The organism is Sorangium sp. So ce185 (assembly GCF_051526825.1).
GTDB classification, from domain to species: domain Bacteria; phylum Myxococcota_A; class Polyangia; order Polyangiales; family Polyangiaceae; genus Sorangium; species Sorangium cellulosum_D.
The window spans coordinates 5,177,535-5,192,603 of the sequence record NZ_CP150316.1; the positions used below are offsets into that span (position 1 = coordinate 5,177,535).

General features: G+C 73.1%; 11 protein-coding genes and 1 tRNA gene. 7 read left to right on the forward strand and 5 right to left on the reverse strand.

Translation table 11 applies throughout. The features are described 5' to 3' along the window. Positions 1-163 precede the first annotated feature (163 nt). Positions 164-556, forward strand: a complete 393-nt coding sequence (locus tag WMF26_RS19040) for a response regulator (RefSeq protein ID WP_061629655.1) — start codon at positions 164-166, stop codon at positions 554-556. A gap of 199 nt (positions 557-755) precedes the next feature. Here the strand turns inward: WMF26_RS19040 and WMF26_RS19045 are convergent, their stop codons facing one another. Next, a complete protein-coding gene (locus tag WMF26_RS19045) occupies positions 756-1,541 on the reverse strand; it encodes a hypothetical protein (RefSeq protein ID WP_438001466.1) in 786 nt (261 codons plus the stop codon). 474 nt (positions 1,542-2,015) lie between these two features. Here WMF26_RS19045 and WMF26_RS19050 point away from each other — a divergent pair, with 474 nt between their 5' ends. Beyond that, positions 2,016-2,456 carry an acyltransferase gene (locus WMF26_RS19050; protein WP_437338412.1) on the forward strand — a complete coding sequence of 147 codons (441 nt, stop codon included), beginning with the start codon at positions 2,016-2,018 and terminating at the stop codon, positions 2,454-2,456. Between the two features lie 148 nt (positions 2,457-2,604). On the opposite strand, the gene WMF26_RS19055 is transcribed toward WMF26_RS19050, so the two are convergent. Then, positions 2,605-4,224, reverse strand: a complete 1,620-nt coding sequence (locus WMF26_RS19055; protein ID WP_438001467.1) for a L,D-transpeptidase — start codon at positions 4,222-4,224, stop codon at positions 2,605-2,607. 559 nt (positions 4,225-4,783) lie between these two features. Further along, on the reverse strand, positions 4,784-5,536 hold the full coding sequence (locus tag WMF26_RS19060; protein WP_438001468.1) for a S1 RNA-binding domain-containing protein: 753 nt from the start codon (positions 5,534-5,536) through the stop codon (positions 4,784-4,786). Between the two features lie 380 nt (positions 5,537-5,916). Between WMF26_RS19060 and WMF26_RS19065 the strand changes: the two genes are divergently transcribed. Beyond that, positions 5,917-5,989 (forward strand) — tRNA-Lys (locus tag WMF26_RS19065). A gap of 202 nt (positions 5,990-6,191) precedes the next feature. Here WMF26_RS19065 and WMF26_RS19070 read toward each other — a convergent pair. Continuing rightward, a complete protein-coding gene (locus WMF26_RS19070) occupies positions 6,192-6,821 on the reverse strand; it encodes a tyrosine-type recombinase/integrase (RefSeq protein ID WP_438001469.1) in 630 nt (209 codons plus the stop codon). A 144-nt stretch (positions 6,822-6,965) separates the two neighbouring features. Here WMF26_RS19070 and WMF26_RS19075 point away from each other — a divergent pair, with 144 nt between their 5' ends. The 3 genes from WMF26_RS19075 to WMF26_RS19085 all read left to right on the forward strand — a co-directional run bounded on the left by WMF26_RS19075 (position 6,966) and on the right by WMF26_RS19085 (position 12,607). Continuing rightward, on the forward strand, positions 6,966-8,465 hold the full coding sequence (locus tag WMF26_RS19075) for a hypothetical protein (protein WP_438001470.1): 1,500 nt from the start codon (positions 6,966-6,968) through the stop codon (positions 8,463-8,465). A 283-nt stretch (positions 8,466-8,748) separates the two neighbouring features. Beyond that, complete coding sequence (locus tag WMF26_RS19080; protein WP_438001471.1) at positions 8,749-9,720, forward strand: hypothetical protein; 972 nt, start codon at positions 8,749-8,751, stop codon at positions 9,718-9,720. 343 nt (positions 9,721-10,063) lie between these two features. Next, positions 10,064-12,607 (forward strand): HEAT repeat domain-containing protein, encoded by a 2,544-nt coding sequence (locus tag WMF26_RS19085; RefSeq protein ID WP_438001472.1) that lies wholly within the window; start codon positions 10,064-10,066, stop codon positions 12,605-12,607. A 223-nt stretch (positions 12,608-12,830) separates the two neighbouring features. On the opposite strand, the gene WMF26_RS19090 is transcribed toward WMF26_RS19085, so the two are convergent. Beyond that, entirely contained in the window at positions 12,831-13,472 is a 642-nt protein-coding gene (locus tag WMF26_RS19090) for a helix-turn-helix domain-containing protein (protein WP_438001473.1), read from the reverse strand. Positions 13,473-13,977: 505 nt separating this feature from the next. On the opposite strand from WMF26_RS19090, the gene WMF26_RS19095 reads away from it, so the two are divergent. Next, positions 13,978-14,847 (forward strand): hypothetical protein, encoded by an 870-nt coding sequence (locus WMF26_RS19095; RefSeq protein ID WP_438001474.1) that lies wholly within the window; start codon positions 13,978-13,980, stop codon positions 14,845-14,847. The last annotated feature ends 222 nt before the right edge of the window (positions 14,848-15,069 follow it).

A 15,069-nucleotide genomic window follows, 5' to 3' on the forward strand; every position in this document is an offset into this window, starting at 1 on the left:
CGTGCGACGTGGGACGCCGGCGTGACATCGTTTGCCTGGGTGGAGATCGCACGGGGGGCGCCCGTGCGGGGGGAAACTCGTGGCAGACGGAACCTGTCAAACCGGGGCGGAGAGGCCGGCGAGCGCCGAGCATGGATCCAAGCTGCAGACCGAAAGGAGCCGCGTGACACGGCGCAAGCAGATCCTGATCGTGGACGACGACCAGGAGATCCGGGAAATGCTCGAGATCACCCTGATGGAGGAGGGGTACGACGTCCTCTCGGCGAGCGACGGCGAGGCCGCGCTGGCGCTGCTCGAGCGCAACAGGCCGAACCTCATCCTGCTCGACATGCGCATGCCGGTCATGGACGGCTGGGGTTTCGCGCGGGCGTACGCGTCGTCCCCCGGTCCGCGCGCGCCGATCCTGGTCATGACGGCGGCGGTGGACGCCGGCACCTGGGCCCGCGAGGTCGGCGCGTGCGCGTCGGTCGCGAAGCCGTTCGACCTGAACCGCCTGCTCGACTCGATCGCGGTGCACGCCGGCTCGGCGTGCGGCCCGAGCCCGGCCTCGGCCTGAGCGGCGCGGCCGGTCGGGCCGGGCCGGGCGGGATCCCGGCCTGAGGTGATCGGCGGCGGAGGTGCGCGCAACGGTGGAGGAGAGGCCGCGGGGCGGCGGTGGAGGAGAGGCCGCGGGGCGGCGTGGAGGAGAGGCCGCCGCTGAGCGACCGATCGGCGTCATTCAGCAGCGGCCCGCGGGTCGCTTCCGCTGCGGCGGATCAGCCGCCGGTCGCGCGGCGCATGGCGCACATGAGGTCGCCGCCGCAAGGGTCGGCGGGGGCACGGCGGTCGGTCGAGCTCGGCGCCGCCGGGCCGGCGTTGGCGCGCGGCGGGGCGGCTGCGCCGGTGGACCGCGCGCGGCCTTCGGGCGCGCGCTGCGCGGCGACGGCGGCGCCGGGCGCGTCGGTCGAGGCGGGCGCGCGCTCTGGAGCCACGTCCGTCGCGGCGGCGGTCGCCGCGACGGCGGTCGGCTCGATGCGCGGGAGCCGCGCCTCGATCGCGCGCGCCGCAGCCGCGAGCCCAGCCGTTGCAGCAGGGCCGGGGGCGGTGTCCGGGGTCGAGATGCCCGCGGTGAGGGCCGCAACCGCGGCGGCGGCCGCGAGCAGGGCGGCGGCCGAGCGGACGCGCCACGCGCGCCTCGGCGTGTCGGGCGACGGCGCCGCTGGCGTGCGGGCGGACGCGGGGCCGCGCGTGGACGCGGGGCCGCGCATCGACGCGGGGCCGCGCATGGACGCGGGCGGCTCGCCGAACGGGAAGATAGGTAAGACGTCGAGGACCTTGGGCGGAGCGCCTGCCGCGCCGGCGCTCAGCACGGTGAGGTCGATCTGCCCCGAGGGCACGTCGCGGTCGTCGTCCGCGGCCCGCGCCGCGGGCGAGGTCGCGTCGGCGGTGTCGTCACCGGCCGCCGGCGCGTCGATCGAGAACGTGACCGAGGTGTCGTCTGCGGGGCTGTTGACAACGGATGGGTGTTCGTTCTTCCACTCCTTGTGCTGCGTGCTCTTCATGGTTGCTTCTGCTTCAGCCGTATCGGTCGAACGCTGGAGTCGTGACGCTCAGGCGGCCGGTCGGCGTGTCCTTTCGTGATTTGGACATGCGCACGAGCGCGCGCTTGGGCCAGGGGCGCGCGCGGGATCGCCTCTCGAGGCGGCCGTCGCGCGTCGCTGCGCTCGGTTCCGCCCTGCGCGCGCGCCGTCGTGCGTCGCGACACGCGCGCCGTCGTGCGTCGTGCGCGTCGCGCGCGTCGCCGCGGCGGAGGCGCCTGCAGACGAGGTCGGGGCGCACCTGAGGCGCGGCCGTCGGCGGCGTTCGCGATCTTGCGACCGGGCTCGCGACGCCCATACTTCGACCGCTCGGATCGCCGAGGGCGTGCAGTCGGCGGGTATCATGACCGCGTGCGCTCGGGGAAGTTGGTTGCGATCGGGGCGTTCCTCGTCGAACAGAAGTTCCCACGCAAACGCGAATCGGATACTTGAGGTGAGATGAAATCTACACGGCTCTTCACGGTTCTGGGGGCGCTGACGTTCCCCCTTGCGGTGGCTCTGGTCAGCAACGGGTGCAAGAAGGAGGAGGAGGAGCCGCCGCCGGTGCCCTCGGCGCCGGCCGCGGTGACGCCGGCCCCGACGCCGACGCCCACCACGCAGATCGTGCCCGAAGAGGACGCCGGGGCGGACGCGGACGCCGACACGGCGGACGCGGACGCCGGAAAGAAGCCGGTCGCCACGGGCGATCCGAGCGGGATCCGGAAGTGCTGCGCGGCGCTGCGCCAGAACGCGAAGTCGGCGCCGCCCGAGCAGCAGGGCGGCTACCTCGCGGCGGCCTCGGCCTGCGACGGCCTGGCGAACTCGCCGCAGGGCCGGCAGGCGCTCTCGACCCTGCGCGGCCTCCTGCTCGGCGCGCAGATGCCGGCGAGCTGCCAGTAGTATCCGGGACGGGAGAGCCAGCGCGTGCGCCGGGCGAGCTGGCGGCGCGCGGCCCCTCGCCGGAGGCCTCCGGCGCGCTGGGCTGCGCGAAGCCAGCTCAGCCGTGCACGCAGCTCAGCCGTGCGCGCAGCTCAGCCGCGCACGCAGCTCAGCCGTGCACGTAGACCAGCGTGCCGCCGCGCTCGATGTTGACGGCTCCGTGCCACTCGGGCGGGACGGCGGGCTCGGTCCACTCGAAGAGCCAGGCCGCGTCGGCGGGCGCCAGGTTGATGCAGCCGTGGCTGCGCGCCTTGCCGAACTCGTCGTGCCAGTAGGCGCCGTGCAGCGCGTACCCCTCGTGGAAGTACTGGGTGTACGGCACGTCGCGCAGATCGAACGCCTCGGCCGCCTCGTCGTCGCCGTCCATGGTGGTCGAGACGTGCTTCGCGTGGATGTAGAACGAGCCGCGGACGGTGGCGTCGGTCTCCTCGGGGTCGGCCATGCCGCTGCGGCCGCTGGAGATGAGCGCCGCGAACACGGGTCGGGTGCCCTCGTAGGCGACGAGCATCTGGCGGCGGATCGAGACGTCGATCCACTTCTTGCCGTCGCGCGCGAACCCCTGCGGATCCTTGCGCAGCTCGGCGATGACGAGGTGGCCGCCGGCGAGCCATGAGCCCTCCGTGGTCTCGACGAGCCCCTTGGCGCCGCCGCGCGTGCGGCCGGTGAGCACCCAGCCCGAGCGGAACGGCGCAGCGCCCGCGTCGACGAGCGCGCGCCCCGAGGCGGACACGCGCTGCCGGCTCGCCCCGTGGACGCGGACGAACGCCGGGGCGCCCTTCAGGCTGGGATCGACGCGCGGGTCGGTGCCAGGCGGCGCGGGCGGGAGCTCGTCGGCCGGGCGCTCGGCGATGGAGAAGCTCGCGGAGTCGGTCTGGGGGGCGGCCGGGGAGGAAGGGGCGCTGGCGATCGGGGAGGCGCTGCCGGCGGGGGGCGGCGCGGCGGCCGGGGGCGGCGCGCCGGGCGGAGGCGCGGCGTCCGAGGCGCTCGCGGGAGCGTCGGCGACGTCGGCGTCGAGGTCCTTGATGATCACGCCGCGCAGCGCGCTGAGGCGCGCGGGGCGCGTGCGATCGAGCGGGATGAGGTCGAGCTCGGTCGTGAGGCCGAAGCGGCGGTTGGTCCACTCGAAGGTGGTGATCAGGCCGAACGCCGAGCTCTCCTTGGCGCGGCCCGTGTGCACGGAGTAGTGGAGCTTCTCCTCGGCGCCGTAGGGCTTGGGGAGATCCCGGCCGGCGAGCAGAAAGTCGGGCACGGGGTCGAGCGGCAACGTCGAGGGCGCACCGGCGGTGCGGGCGAGGTGGACGCTGAGCGTGGAGCCCTCGACGCGGCGCTGGTCCTCGAGGGTCGGGAGCCGGAAGTAGAGGTGCGGCGGGGGCGAGCCCGACATGACGTAGTGGTACGGCACGGGGGCGCCGCGGCGCGGGCCGCGCACGGCGGCGGCGACCACCTGGTGCTCGAGCGCGAGCGAGGCGCCCTTGCCGACGCAGACGTAGCCGCGCGGCGCGATCCGGTACCAGCCGCCGGCGCAGCCGTCGGTACCCGCCGGGAGCTCGGCCCGATCGACGACCGCGCCGGCGCGCAGGTAGCCGAGCTTCGTCGAGCGCTCGTCGGGGGCGACGTAGATCCAGGTGCGCATCGCGATGCTGGCGATCTTCGCGCCCTGGCCCGGGAGGGTGGCCTCCTTCGCGGCGGGGGAGGAGGCGACCGCCGACGTGAGGGACGCAGGAGACACTGCGCCGGGCGCGGGGGAGCCAGGGGAAGCAGGGGAACCCGGAGAGGAAGCCTGGCCTGCGAGCGCAGGGGAGAGCGGGCGAAGCGAGGGCGAGAGCGCGGCCGACGAGGGCACTGCGGGGTCGGCCGCGGAGGGGCCCGGAGCGGCGGCGGAGGCGGCGGGGAGAGCGAGCGGGGCCGTCGATTCAGGGGAGCCGGCGCGGTGATCGTCGGTCGCCCTGCCGGGGGGATCCTGGGCCGGAGAGCAGGCCGCGGCCAGCAAGGCGAGGGCGGAGGCACGAGCACGAGCGAGGGGAAGCATCGGCGGCGCGAAGGCGAAGGCAGGGCGAGCTGGGCCGCGGGTGCGAGCGTGGGCTCGGGCGCGGGCGCGAGACCAGGGGGCGAGGAGAAGCGAACGCAGGGGTTGCAAGGGGCTGAGCGGGCGAGGTGTACGCTCAACCGAGGGGGAGATGCAATGTCCTGCCGGTGGGGCGGGTGGGGAGGGCGAGCGGGACGGTGCGGGAAGGCGGGGAGACGGCGCGGGAAGGCGGGGCGGGGAGAGGAGAGGGGAAAGCGGCGCGCTAGCGCTTGACCTTCTTTGCGAGCAGGTCGCCCAGCGTGCCGAAATTGCGCGGGGTCGGCTGCTTGGCGCCCTTGTCGCCGGCGTCGCCGGAGCGCTCGGCCTTGGCGTACGACTCGAACTGGCCGCGCTCCTCGTCGGCGCGGAGGGCGGAGATTGACAGGCGGATCTTGCCGGACTCGTCCACGCTGAGGATCTTCGCCTCGACGTCCTGACCCACGGTGAAGTGCTTCTTCAGGTCGGCCGCGCGCGGGGTCGCCGTCTCGGCCGTCGGGACGAGCCCACGGCCCGAGCGGCCCGAGGTGCCAGCGATCTGCACGAAGATGCCGTACCGCTCGATGCCCGTCACCTTGCCCTTGACCCGCGCTCCCTCGACGAGCAGCGGCGCGCCGCCCGCGGCAGGCGAGGCGACGGAGATCGACGATGCGCCGTCGTCGCTCGCGCGCACGACGACCGGCGTGAGGCGCACCTGGCCGGTGCCCGAATCGACGCCAGAGACCACCGCGGAGACGCGCGAGCCGACCGCCACGCGGAGCTTGCCCTCGCCATCGATGAGGCCCGCCCGCTCGAACATGCCCTCCTGCTTGCCGCCGAGATCCGCGAAGACCGCCTCGCGAGCGATCGCGACGACGGTCACCTCGACGGTCTCACCCGTGTGGTACTGGCGGCGACGCTGCTTGCCAGCTCCCTCCGATTGCTCGAAGAGCGAAGCGAACGATTCCTTGGAGGCGGCGGAAGGGCGTGACGGCGACATGGCGCGACCTCATAGCGCGAGGCGAGGGCGTGAGGAAGGCGGCGGTGAGGGGGAAGCGAGGGGAGGGGAGCGAGGGACGGGACGGAGAGCCCGGGGTGGGGAGACGGGGGAGAGGGGGAGGTGGGGCGGACGGGGGAACTAGGTGGGGACCGGGCGGGCGGGCGCAGGGCGTGGCGCGGCGCGGCGGGAGACGGCCGGGCGCAAGGGGACGCGGCGTGGCGTGGCGGCGGGAAGGGGGCGGCGGCGAGCTGGAAGGGGCGGCGAGCTGGAAGGGGCGGCGAGCTGGAAGGGCGACGGGCCGAGGGATGGGCAAGGAGGCGGACGGAAAGAGAAGGTGGAATCTGCCAGGGGCTTCTGCTAGGTTCGCCGGCCGCTGAATCGGGTCGATAGCTCAGTCGGTAGAGCTGCGGACTTTTAATCCGTAGGTCCAGGGTTCGAGTCCCTGTCGACCCACTGAATGATTCCGAGGGGTTAGAGCCGAAAGCTCACGCGGAATCGAGGGAGAGGTGGGCAGCCGCGGCGCCCACCCGGGCGTCTGGAGGACGACGGCGCCCTTGATCGCCGTCTCGCTCAGGTGGGCGTAGCGGTGCGTCGAGGCGATCGAGGTGTGGCCGAGGTGCTCGCGGACCTCCTCGAGCGTCCAGCGACGGCCCCATCAGCCGGCGACGAGCGAGCTGGTGCAGCTGTGGCGGAGGTCGTGCCAGCGGACCGGACGGGTGACGCCCGCGGCGGCGAGGTGGCGGTCGAAGAGGTCGAGCTTCTTCTGCTTCCGGCGGCCGGTGCCGGTCGGGAGGGTGACCATCTCGCTGCGGATGAGCGGGGTCTTGCCCTTGGAGACGCGACCGCCCCGGGCGCCGGGGAAGATGAGGGCCTCGGGGTTGTGGGGGGCGTACGTGGGGAGGAGCGCGAGCCAGCGGCGGCAGATGTCGACGGCGTCGGCGGAGAGGTAGACGCGGCGGATTTTGCCGTTCTTGGGGGGCTGGTTCTTCGAGCCGAAGCGGACCACGACGTGCGGGGCGTCGGCAGCGAGGCGGAGATCGGCGAGCTCGAGGCTGAACTGCTCGCCCTGGCGGAGGCCGGTGAGGAGAGCGAAGAGGATGCTCAGGCGGTCGGCCTCGGGAATGGCGTCACTGGTGCGAATGCGGTGCTGCTCGTCCGGCTCCAGGTAGGTCCAGGGCTCGACGGTGGCGTCGCGGGCGCGGCGCTTGGCGGCTTTCTGGACGCGCTTCTTCAGGGCGGCCACGGGATTCGTGGTGATGTGCTGCGGCATCGCGTCGTCGAGCATCTGCCGGAGCAGCCCGATGACCTGCTTGACCGTGGCGGGGGGATCGGTTTGGCGCGCGGTAGGGTGTTGCGGTCAGCTTCTTCCAAAAGGTATCGGTGGTCTCGGTGCGCCACGGGGCTGCCTATCAACTTCGATCCATTCCGATTGGACTCACCTTTTTCTCACCCGGCTTGCGCACCAGCAACTGGCCGCCTCCCATCCGATCACGCGAGTCTCGGGACGGGCCTTGCGGTAGGGTGCGCAGGCATGGCAAAGCCGAATCCCCGCGTCTCGAAGGATCCTCAGCTCCGTCCCAACGCCCGAAACACGCGCGGTATCCTGGGGGACGTGATACGCCGCAAGGTCGTCGACCTCGGTCTGATGCGCGCCTTGCTGCGGGCGGCCGACCCCCCCGACGAGCGCGTGGAGCCGCAGCCCCCGACGCCCACGTTACCTGTACCCGGTGATGACGTCCCGCTCTCGATCGAGGAGGTGGCGGCGGCCTTTCGCGGCCGCTCCGTGACGAGCTTGCCATGGATCCGACAGGCCGCCGCCGTGCTGGATGCTTGGCAGATGCCGATGGCAGCAGAGGAGATCGAGACCCTCCTCGCCGGGTTCACGAGCCATCGAGAGAAGCTCGGCCCGCGCAACGGGCCAGGGAGGAGCGATCTGTTCGTCACGGGGAACGACGGGCGGCTCACGCTGAACCCTGTCGCGCCGGGTCTCATCGCGACGCGGCGGGCGATCCGCGGGCTGCCGCAGCCGGTGCTCGTGCAGCCGGCGCAACGCACGGCACGGGGGCAGGGCAGCGTGGTCCGCCGCGTGGAGCTCGACCCGGAGGCGCAACGCGACGCCGAGATCGCGCGCTCGTCCCGCCGCGCCGTCCTTCGCGCGGTACCTTCCGCGGAAGATCCGCAGGCCGTGGCGTTGCTCGACATGGGCCAGCGATCGATCAGGGCCTTCATCGGTCGCGACGTCGCCGAGCTCGCCGGCCTGCTGGAGCGATTCGATGTGATCGCGGGGCTCGACATCCGCGACACGCTACGCTCGCTGGGGTTCGATGCGGGCCGCTGCCGGGTTGTGGATCTCAATCCGCCACAGAAATCCAGACGCCTGAACCGCGCGGGCCGCACGCTGCAGATCACGCCGGAGCTCCTCATCGCGGGGACCACCTGCATCCGCCGTCCCTTCGGCGATCCCGAGAAGGTGGCGCGCTACCTTTCCGAAGGGGACCACCAGAGGCTTGCGCGCCGGCTCGAGAGCGATGTCAAGGCGCTCCACGCCTTCTACGAGTACGGCGTCCTCCATGGCGCCGTTCGGCTTTGCTGGGGCTTCGTCGACGACGCCCTGGCGACCGACTGGGCCCTGCCCGGCGACGCCAGCCTCCACCAGCAGCTGAAGCGCGCTCACGAGAAGGACGAGACCGTCGACTTGGTGGTCGGAGCAGCACCGGGGTGGGCCGATCCGTGGTGGAGAGCGCAGCGCGTCTGCATCGTTGACATCAGCTTCCGGGAGGTCGTCTTGACGAGGGACGAGGCCGGCCTCGCCCTCCCGATCCTACGGGATGAAATCCAGGCGATTCGCCTGGCGCCAGAGGAGACCGAGCAGTGGAGCTGGCACGGGAGGCAGATGTGGGATCGCTGGAGTGCGATCCAAGAGCGATGATGATCCCTCGTGTCCCAGCGGTCTGCTAGCGCACCGCGTCCAGGTCGTCGACCTCAGCTTTCCTGACGTCGTCGAGCGCTGAGCGCGGTGACTCTGAAGCGCTGGCGAGTTTAACTATTTACACCAGATCTCGTTGCGAGGTTGTAAACTTGTCGGGGCTCATCGCCAACATAGACGCGACGGCGGCGTGCGCGGCGAGCCTCCTGATCGATGCCGCGGCCGGAGGCGATGTCGTGGCGGCACTGGCCGCGCGGGTCCGCTGCCTGCTCGTCACGAGCTCCGTGTGGACGATTCTTGGCTTCGAGGAAGCGCGGCGCGCGCTCGGCACCTCCGCGACGGCGACGGAGATCCTGGTGATGTCGACTGCTTCGCCAAACACTTCCCGCGCGCGGTCGCCGAGGCTCTCTGGCCCGATGCGGAGGCGCTGCCTGGGCCCGCGCGGGCGCGGGTGCTCGCCGCGCTCGCGGGGGTCCTCGGCGATCCCGACCGCGTGCGCGCCGCATTCGCTGCGGTGGAGCAGCACATCGAGCCGTACGGCTTGCAGTGGCACTGGACGCTCACGCAGCTCGTGCCGCTCCTCGACGCCCCGGAAGCCCGCCGCGCCGCGGCGCTGGCTCCCCAGTTCGGCGAGCACGCCGCCGAGCTCTTCGAGGGGCTGATCCCGCGCCTCCGTGCGCTGGGCGATCCCGCCGAGGACCTGCTCGAGGCGCTGCCGGAAGCATCGCGCGTGCGGGCGCTGGCCCGGAGCCTCCCCTTCGCCGCGGAGCCGGCGCGCCTGCGGGCGCGGATCGACGAGGCCATCCGGAAGGCCGAGCCGCGCGAGCGCTTCGGCTTGCTGTTCGACGTGGGCCCCTGGTTCGCGGCGACGGGCGACAGCGACACGCTGCTCGCCGCGGTCGGGCCGCTCAGTGAAGATGGCCTCCAGAGCGCCCTCGGCTTCCTGGCGCACCACGACCCCGCGCACGCGCCCGACTTCACGCGCCGGGCCCTACCGCTAGCCCTGCGCCTCGGCGCCGACGAGCGGGACCGCCTGCTCGACCTGGTCCCGCTGGCGCGCTATTTCCCGCCCGACGGGGCCGCTGCGGCGCTCGGCCTCCTGCTCGACGCGCTCGCCGGCGAGTACCGAAGTGCCGCGCTCGCGGGCGACCGCGTCAGCCTCGTGCGGCTCGTGCCGCTCCTCGCGACGCTCGCGGGCGACGAGGGCCTGGCCGGGGCGGCGCGCGAGGTGGTGGAGGTCGCGGCGTGGTTCCCGTGAGCGCCGCTTGAGACCATGCCTTGCAAGGCATCGTGATCCGTCGCCGCGGCGTCTCAGAATTCCGAGGAAAGCCCCGATGGCCCCGCTTCAGCTCCCGTCCTTCGTCCTTGGGCGACTCACAGCATCGAGAGAGGGCGCCCACGCCGCAGCGGTCCGTTCGGCCTCCGCGTCGCTCCGGTACCCAACTGTAGCCGGATGCTGGCCAAGCTGGGGGGTGCAAAGCCATCAGGTGCCGCCCGTGGACGGCCAGAACTTCAGCCAGCCGGACCGGGGCTCGGCGAGCCGGCACCATGGGCCGGTCGTCCACCTCGGCTTTCGCTGACCGGAGGCGATGGTGACCGCCGTGTCCGATGGAATGATCGCCCTCTGGGAGACCTCGGGCTGGTCCGACGTGGAGGTCGGCGTGGCGGCCATCCACGCGCTCAGGGACGACTGGGCCTCTCAGGAGCGGCTGCGGGAGCTCGCGCTCGCCGGGGAGCCGGTCGCGATCCGCGAGGCGGCCCTCCTCGCTGTGGCGCTCGCGCCGAGCAGCCTGCCGGTGTTGCGCCAGGGGGTGACCGCGGCGCAACGCGAGGTGCGCGCCGCCTCGGTCGCCGGCTTGCGCGCCGATCCTCTGGCTCGACCGATGGCGGCGCACCTCCTGGCGAGCGATCCGTCGTGCGGCGTGCGCGCGGCGGCGGCGACGTTGCTCGCCGGCGATCCCAGGTACACGCCCGCCCTGCGCCGGGAGCTCGAGGCGCCGCTGCCGAGCTCTGGGGTGGATCCAGAGGCGCCTCGGCTCGAGGGCGCATTGGTGCGTGCGCTGGTCAGAGAGCCGGCGGTTATCGAGCAGGTGAAGGGCCGACTCGCCGGGCTGGCGAGTGATGTCCGAGATTTCGTGCTCGAGGACCTCTGGGCATATCCGGAGCAGCGCCCCTATGTGCGGGCCCTGCTCGCGCACGAGGTGGCCCTGGTTCGCGCGTCGGCCGCGCGGGCGCTGCGTCGCCATCCGGAAGCGGCGAGCGCGCTGCTTGGCCTGGCGGCCGGGGATCCCTCGCCGCTCGTCCGGGCGGCAGCGGTGTCGGTGCTCGGCTTCGATGCGGTGGCGCGGCAGGTGAGGGCAGGGCGGCTCGCGGATGCGAGCGAGCACGCGTCCGTGCGCGTGGCGATCGTGGAGACCCTGCGCGCCGGCGAGGAGGAGATGATTCGAGCGCTGCTGTCCGATCGGAGCCCGACGCTCCGCGGGGTCGCCGCGTCGGCTCTGCGGGACGACGCGGCGTCCGTCGCGGCGCGTCGGGCCCTGGTCGAGGACGCCGAGCCGTTCGTGCGGGCGCGCGCCGTGAGCAGCCTCGCGCGCCAGGATGCGCTGTTCGACAGCGTCATGCCTTGCCTGGAAGATCCAGATCCCCACGTCCGCCGGGCCGCCATTGAGGTCCTCGGCCGTTATCCGCCGGCGATTCCGCTGCTCCGGCGGTACATCGACGCGCCATCCCCGGTCGGACCCGTGGCAATGCAGGCGCTGCGCGACGATCCGGGGTCGCTCCCGCGGCTGCGTGCGCGCCTCCGTCCGGCCCAGCGCGTGGAGCGGCGGCGCAGGCTGCGTGACCTGGCCCGGGATCCCTCCTCGGTCGCGGGGGTGCGCGCGCTGCTCGACGACCCCGATGTGCTCGTCCGTGCCGATGCGGCCAGCGCGCTCGGCGACGCCGGGGATGAGGCCATCGTGCGCCGGCTCGACGATCCAGACCCTTGGTGGCGTGCGGTCGCGACGAGGGCCGTTGCCGGGACGGCAGAAGCGCGGGAAGCGCTCCTGCGACGGCTCGGGGACGGCGACGGCGCCGTGCGCGCCGCGGCGGCGGAGGCGCTGGCCGGGGACGAGGCGGCGGCGCCGCGCGTCCGGGAGCTCCTCGACGAGCCCTCCGCCGCGGTTCGCGCCGCGGCGATCACGGCGCTCGCGCGGGACGCGGGCTCCGTGGAGCGGATCGCGGCGATGCTGGACGGGCCATCGGACATGGACGGCGATCCGGCGCAGCTCGCCGCGGCGCGGGCGATCGCGGGCCGGCCGGAGCACGCGGGCCGGCTGCGCGCCATCGTGGAGCGAGGCGACTACGCCGCCGAGGTGAGCCGGGTCGCGCTGGAGTCGCTGGCGCCCGCGGACGCTCCCGCGGAGCCCCTCCTCGGGATGCTGGACGATGTGCAGGAGCTCGATGCGCTGAGGATCCCTGCCGCGAGGCTCCTCTGGGCCCAGGGGCAGCACCGCGGCGCGGTCATCGCGCGGATGGACGATCCCAGCCCCGCGCTCCGCGCCGCGGTGCTGGAGCTCCTCGGCGAGGACGCGAGCGCCGTCGACCTCGCCCGGGCGCGGCTGCGCGACAGCGACGCGCGCGTGCGCGCCGCCGCTGCTGCCGCGCTGCGCCGCCGCGCGCCCATGGACCGGGGTGTCGCGCTCGTCGAGCTCGTGGAGGAGATGGGGCTCGCGACGGGGGGCAGGCTTCACGACGCTCCGATTCCAGCGCGATCGCGATCGGAGCGATGTCTGGATGGCGATGCACGAAAGGACGTTGTGCTCGCGTGGCTCTGCGCGCGGCTTGCGAGCGACGAGCGCGGCGGGATCATCGCGGCCAGCGCGGAGGTGGCGCGCTCGGAGGTGCCGTGGGGGGACCAGGACGTGTATCTGGTGCGGCTGCCGTTCGATCAGGAGGAGGCCCCGGTCGCAGCCGGCGTGGTTCCGATGCACAACCTGATCGAGACCTCTGCGATGGCGCGCCAGCTCATGGCCGAGAGGTCGCCGTCGATCTGGCTCGTGTGTGCGGACGTCGCGTTCTCGGACCTGGCGCCGCCGGAGTTCGACCCGGGCGCGGCTGCGTGGGGGCCCACGTATTTCGGCGTGCGGATTGGGCGCTCGCGCTAGTGCCGCGTCGCCCCGGGTCTTCGGGAGGAGACGGAGATGGTCGCGTTGCCACCGATCGCGGCCGACGAGATCGCGGGGGCCATCGGGCGAAGGCGCGGCGAGCTGGAGCGCGACGCTCCACGTGCGCTGGTGAAGCACGCACGCGCGTCTCGAGCTCATCCGGAAGACGGGCGTGACGGCCCTCGAGGATCACCGGCGCCAGAGCTCTCCGCAGCGGGATCTTCTAGTCCGCGAGCGCGGCGTCGGCGGTCCGTTCCGTCTCGGCAGGGCTTGCGGGCCTCGCAGCCCTCACGCGCTTGAAGGGACGGATCTCGCCTGGCGAAACGAGGCTGTACTCGAAGCCCCTCGCTGTCTCGGCTCTCGCCACGCGGCCGCGAGCCATGAGCGCGCGAAGCGCGACGTAGACGCTCCCGTTCGGCAGCCCGCTGCGTGTGGCGATCTCCGTTGCCGTCCCGCGCACGAGGGATCGAACGGTTTCGAGCACCACAGCCTCCCGTTCGCTCGTGGAGGCTCCGGTCGCGGCCATCATGCCAGCCGTGGTACGGTCCGCGCCGGATGCTGGTGCCACGATCCTCTTCGTGGCCGGTGCCGCCGTCGTCGAGGCGCTCGGCGCTCCCGAGCGCGTGGCGTGTTTCCTGCTCCTCACAGGCCCAGCCACGCTCTTTTGGGTGGGCGCGGGCGCCTTCCGGCGCTTCGGACGGCGCTCCGAGGGGGCGTTCGCCGCCGGCCGTCCCGGATCGGTCAGCATCGCCGCTACAGCACGGCGCGCCGTGGCGCGGTGCTCTTCCTGGACCCGTCGGACCAGGCGCAGGATATCCTTCACGAAGCGGTCCACCCGCTCCTCGATCGCCTTCGATGCGTTCATGGCCGGCGCCGTAGTAGCACGCGCGCTCCGACCGTCGAGAACCTGCGCGCAAGCTGGCGGGTGTGGGTCGCCGGTGGCGTTGGCTACGTATCCGAGGATCTGGCTCCCGAAGGCGATCCTCGCACGCGCGCCCGGCGCCCGCGTGGGGTCGGGCGCGGTCGCGTTCGCCGAGGTCCGAGCGGACGCGAGGAGCGACGAGCTGCCGCGGCTCTCGGAGGCCGCCGCGCGATTGCCCCCCTCGGTGGTTTCTGATCGCGATCGCCGGGGCCATCGTGAGCCGCCGACGGGAGCGTTGCGCAACAGCGCAATCTGTTGCGGCACATAACAGGTCGTTGCGCTCACCCCGTCGTCGTCTTCAGACGCTGCGCCGAGATAGGGACGCACCTCGCGCCGGCACGTCGGTTGCCGTGCCGCCACGCCGCAACGAAACGACGGCGTGTCGCCACGGCAACAGGCCGGATTCCATCAGATAGCACAGGAGGTTTACCCCGTGAGTGAATCACCGATGTTTTCGACCATCGTCCTGCCCCCGGATCTCGTCGCGGACGACGTGATCGGTCTCCGAGATCAGATGAGCGCGCGGGTCGCGGCGGTGCTTCGGCCCAAGGGCGGTAAGCGCAAGGAGGCCGACGCGCCGCTGCCCAGGGGGCTCGAGCCCCTCGCGGCGCTGCCGCCGCACATCGACAGGCCGTGGAAGCGCTTCGACGCGGCCGCGACGGAGCTTCAGGGGTTCCGCGGCCAGCGAGCGAGCGCGCAGGCCGACCAGCGCCATGCGGCGCCGAGCGAGGCCGAGCGGAGCGCGGCGAACACCGACAGCGACGACCGATGGCGCGCGTTCGAGCAGTGGAACGCGGGAGCGGCCGGGCTCTCGGAGGATCAGGAGGCGCCGTCGCCGTTCGAGGCGCGCTGGCTGTATGCGCAGCTCTTCCCGGCGCCCGAGGGGCTTCGCTTCATCACGCGCCGGCCCCGGATCCAGTGGGCCGCGATGGTCCAGCGGATGAAGACGCTGGAGGAGGAGCGCGCGCAGGCGGTGATCGAGGGGTTCGGCGGGACCCGGCACTACCGGCAGCTCGTCGCCGCCCACGCGCGCTTCGGCGAGGCCTACGGCTTCACGACCGTGGTCCTCGCCAAGGAGGGCGGGCCGACCGACGGCAGGCCGCAGTGGAGCGCCGCCCGGGATGCGCTGCGGAGCCTGATCCAGAAGATCGAGAGCCACGCCGACCCGGAGATCCCGGGGAGCGAGGCGCTCGCCGCGTTCCTGCTGGCGCCCTACGTCGAGATGGTCGACGACCTCGGGAGATCCCGCCGGAAAGCCCCCGCCAAGAAGCCCGAAGCCGTCCCGGCGCCCCTGCCGGACGCGGGCGGGATGCCGTGAACCCATCCGGGTGAGGTGGCGCGTCCACGCGGGAGATGGGTGGCACCCGTCTCCCGGTGGACGTGGCTCCAAGAAAAGATGGGTGGCACCCATCTCCGCGGTGGACGTGGCTCCAAGAAAAGATGGGTGGCACCCGTCTCCGGGTGGACGTGGCTCCAAGAAAAGATGGGTGGCACCCGTCTCCGCGGTGGAGAGGCCACCGTCCGAGCGCGCAATGCCTTG

What these genes read in the sequence shown, in the direction of transcription:
- WMF26_RS19045 (WP_438001466.1), bottom strand. Translation starts at nt 1,541, where the DNA reads ATGAAGAGCACGCAGCACAAGGAGTGGAAGAACGAACACCCATCCGTT.
- WMF26_RS19050 (WP_437338412.1), top strand. Translation starts at nt 2,016, where the DNA reads ATGAAATCTACACGGCTCTTCACGGTTCTGGGGGCGCTGACGTTCCCC.
- WMF26_RS19060 (WP_438001468.1), bottom strand. Translation starts at nt 5,536, where the DNA reads ATGTCGCCGTCACGCCCTTCCGCCGCCTCCAAGGAATCGTTCGCTTCG.
- WMF26_RS19070 (WP_438001469.1), bottom strand. Translation starts at nt 6,821, where the DNA reads ATGCTCGACGACGCGATGCCGCAGCACATCACCACGAATCCCGTGGCC.
- WMF26_RS19090 (WP_438001473.1), bottom strand. Translation starts at nt 13,472, where the DNA reads ATGAACGCATCGAAGGCGATCGAGGAGCGGGTGGACCGCTTCGTGAAG.
- WMF26_RS19095 (WP_438001474.1), top strand. Translation starts at nt 13,978, where the DNA reads ATGTTTTCGACCATCGTCCTGCCCCCGGATCTCGTCGCGGACGACGTG.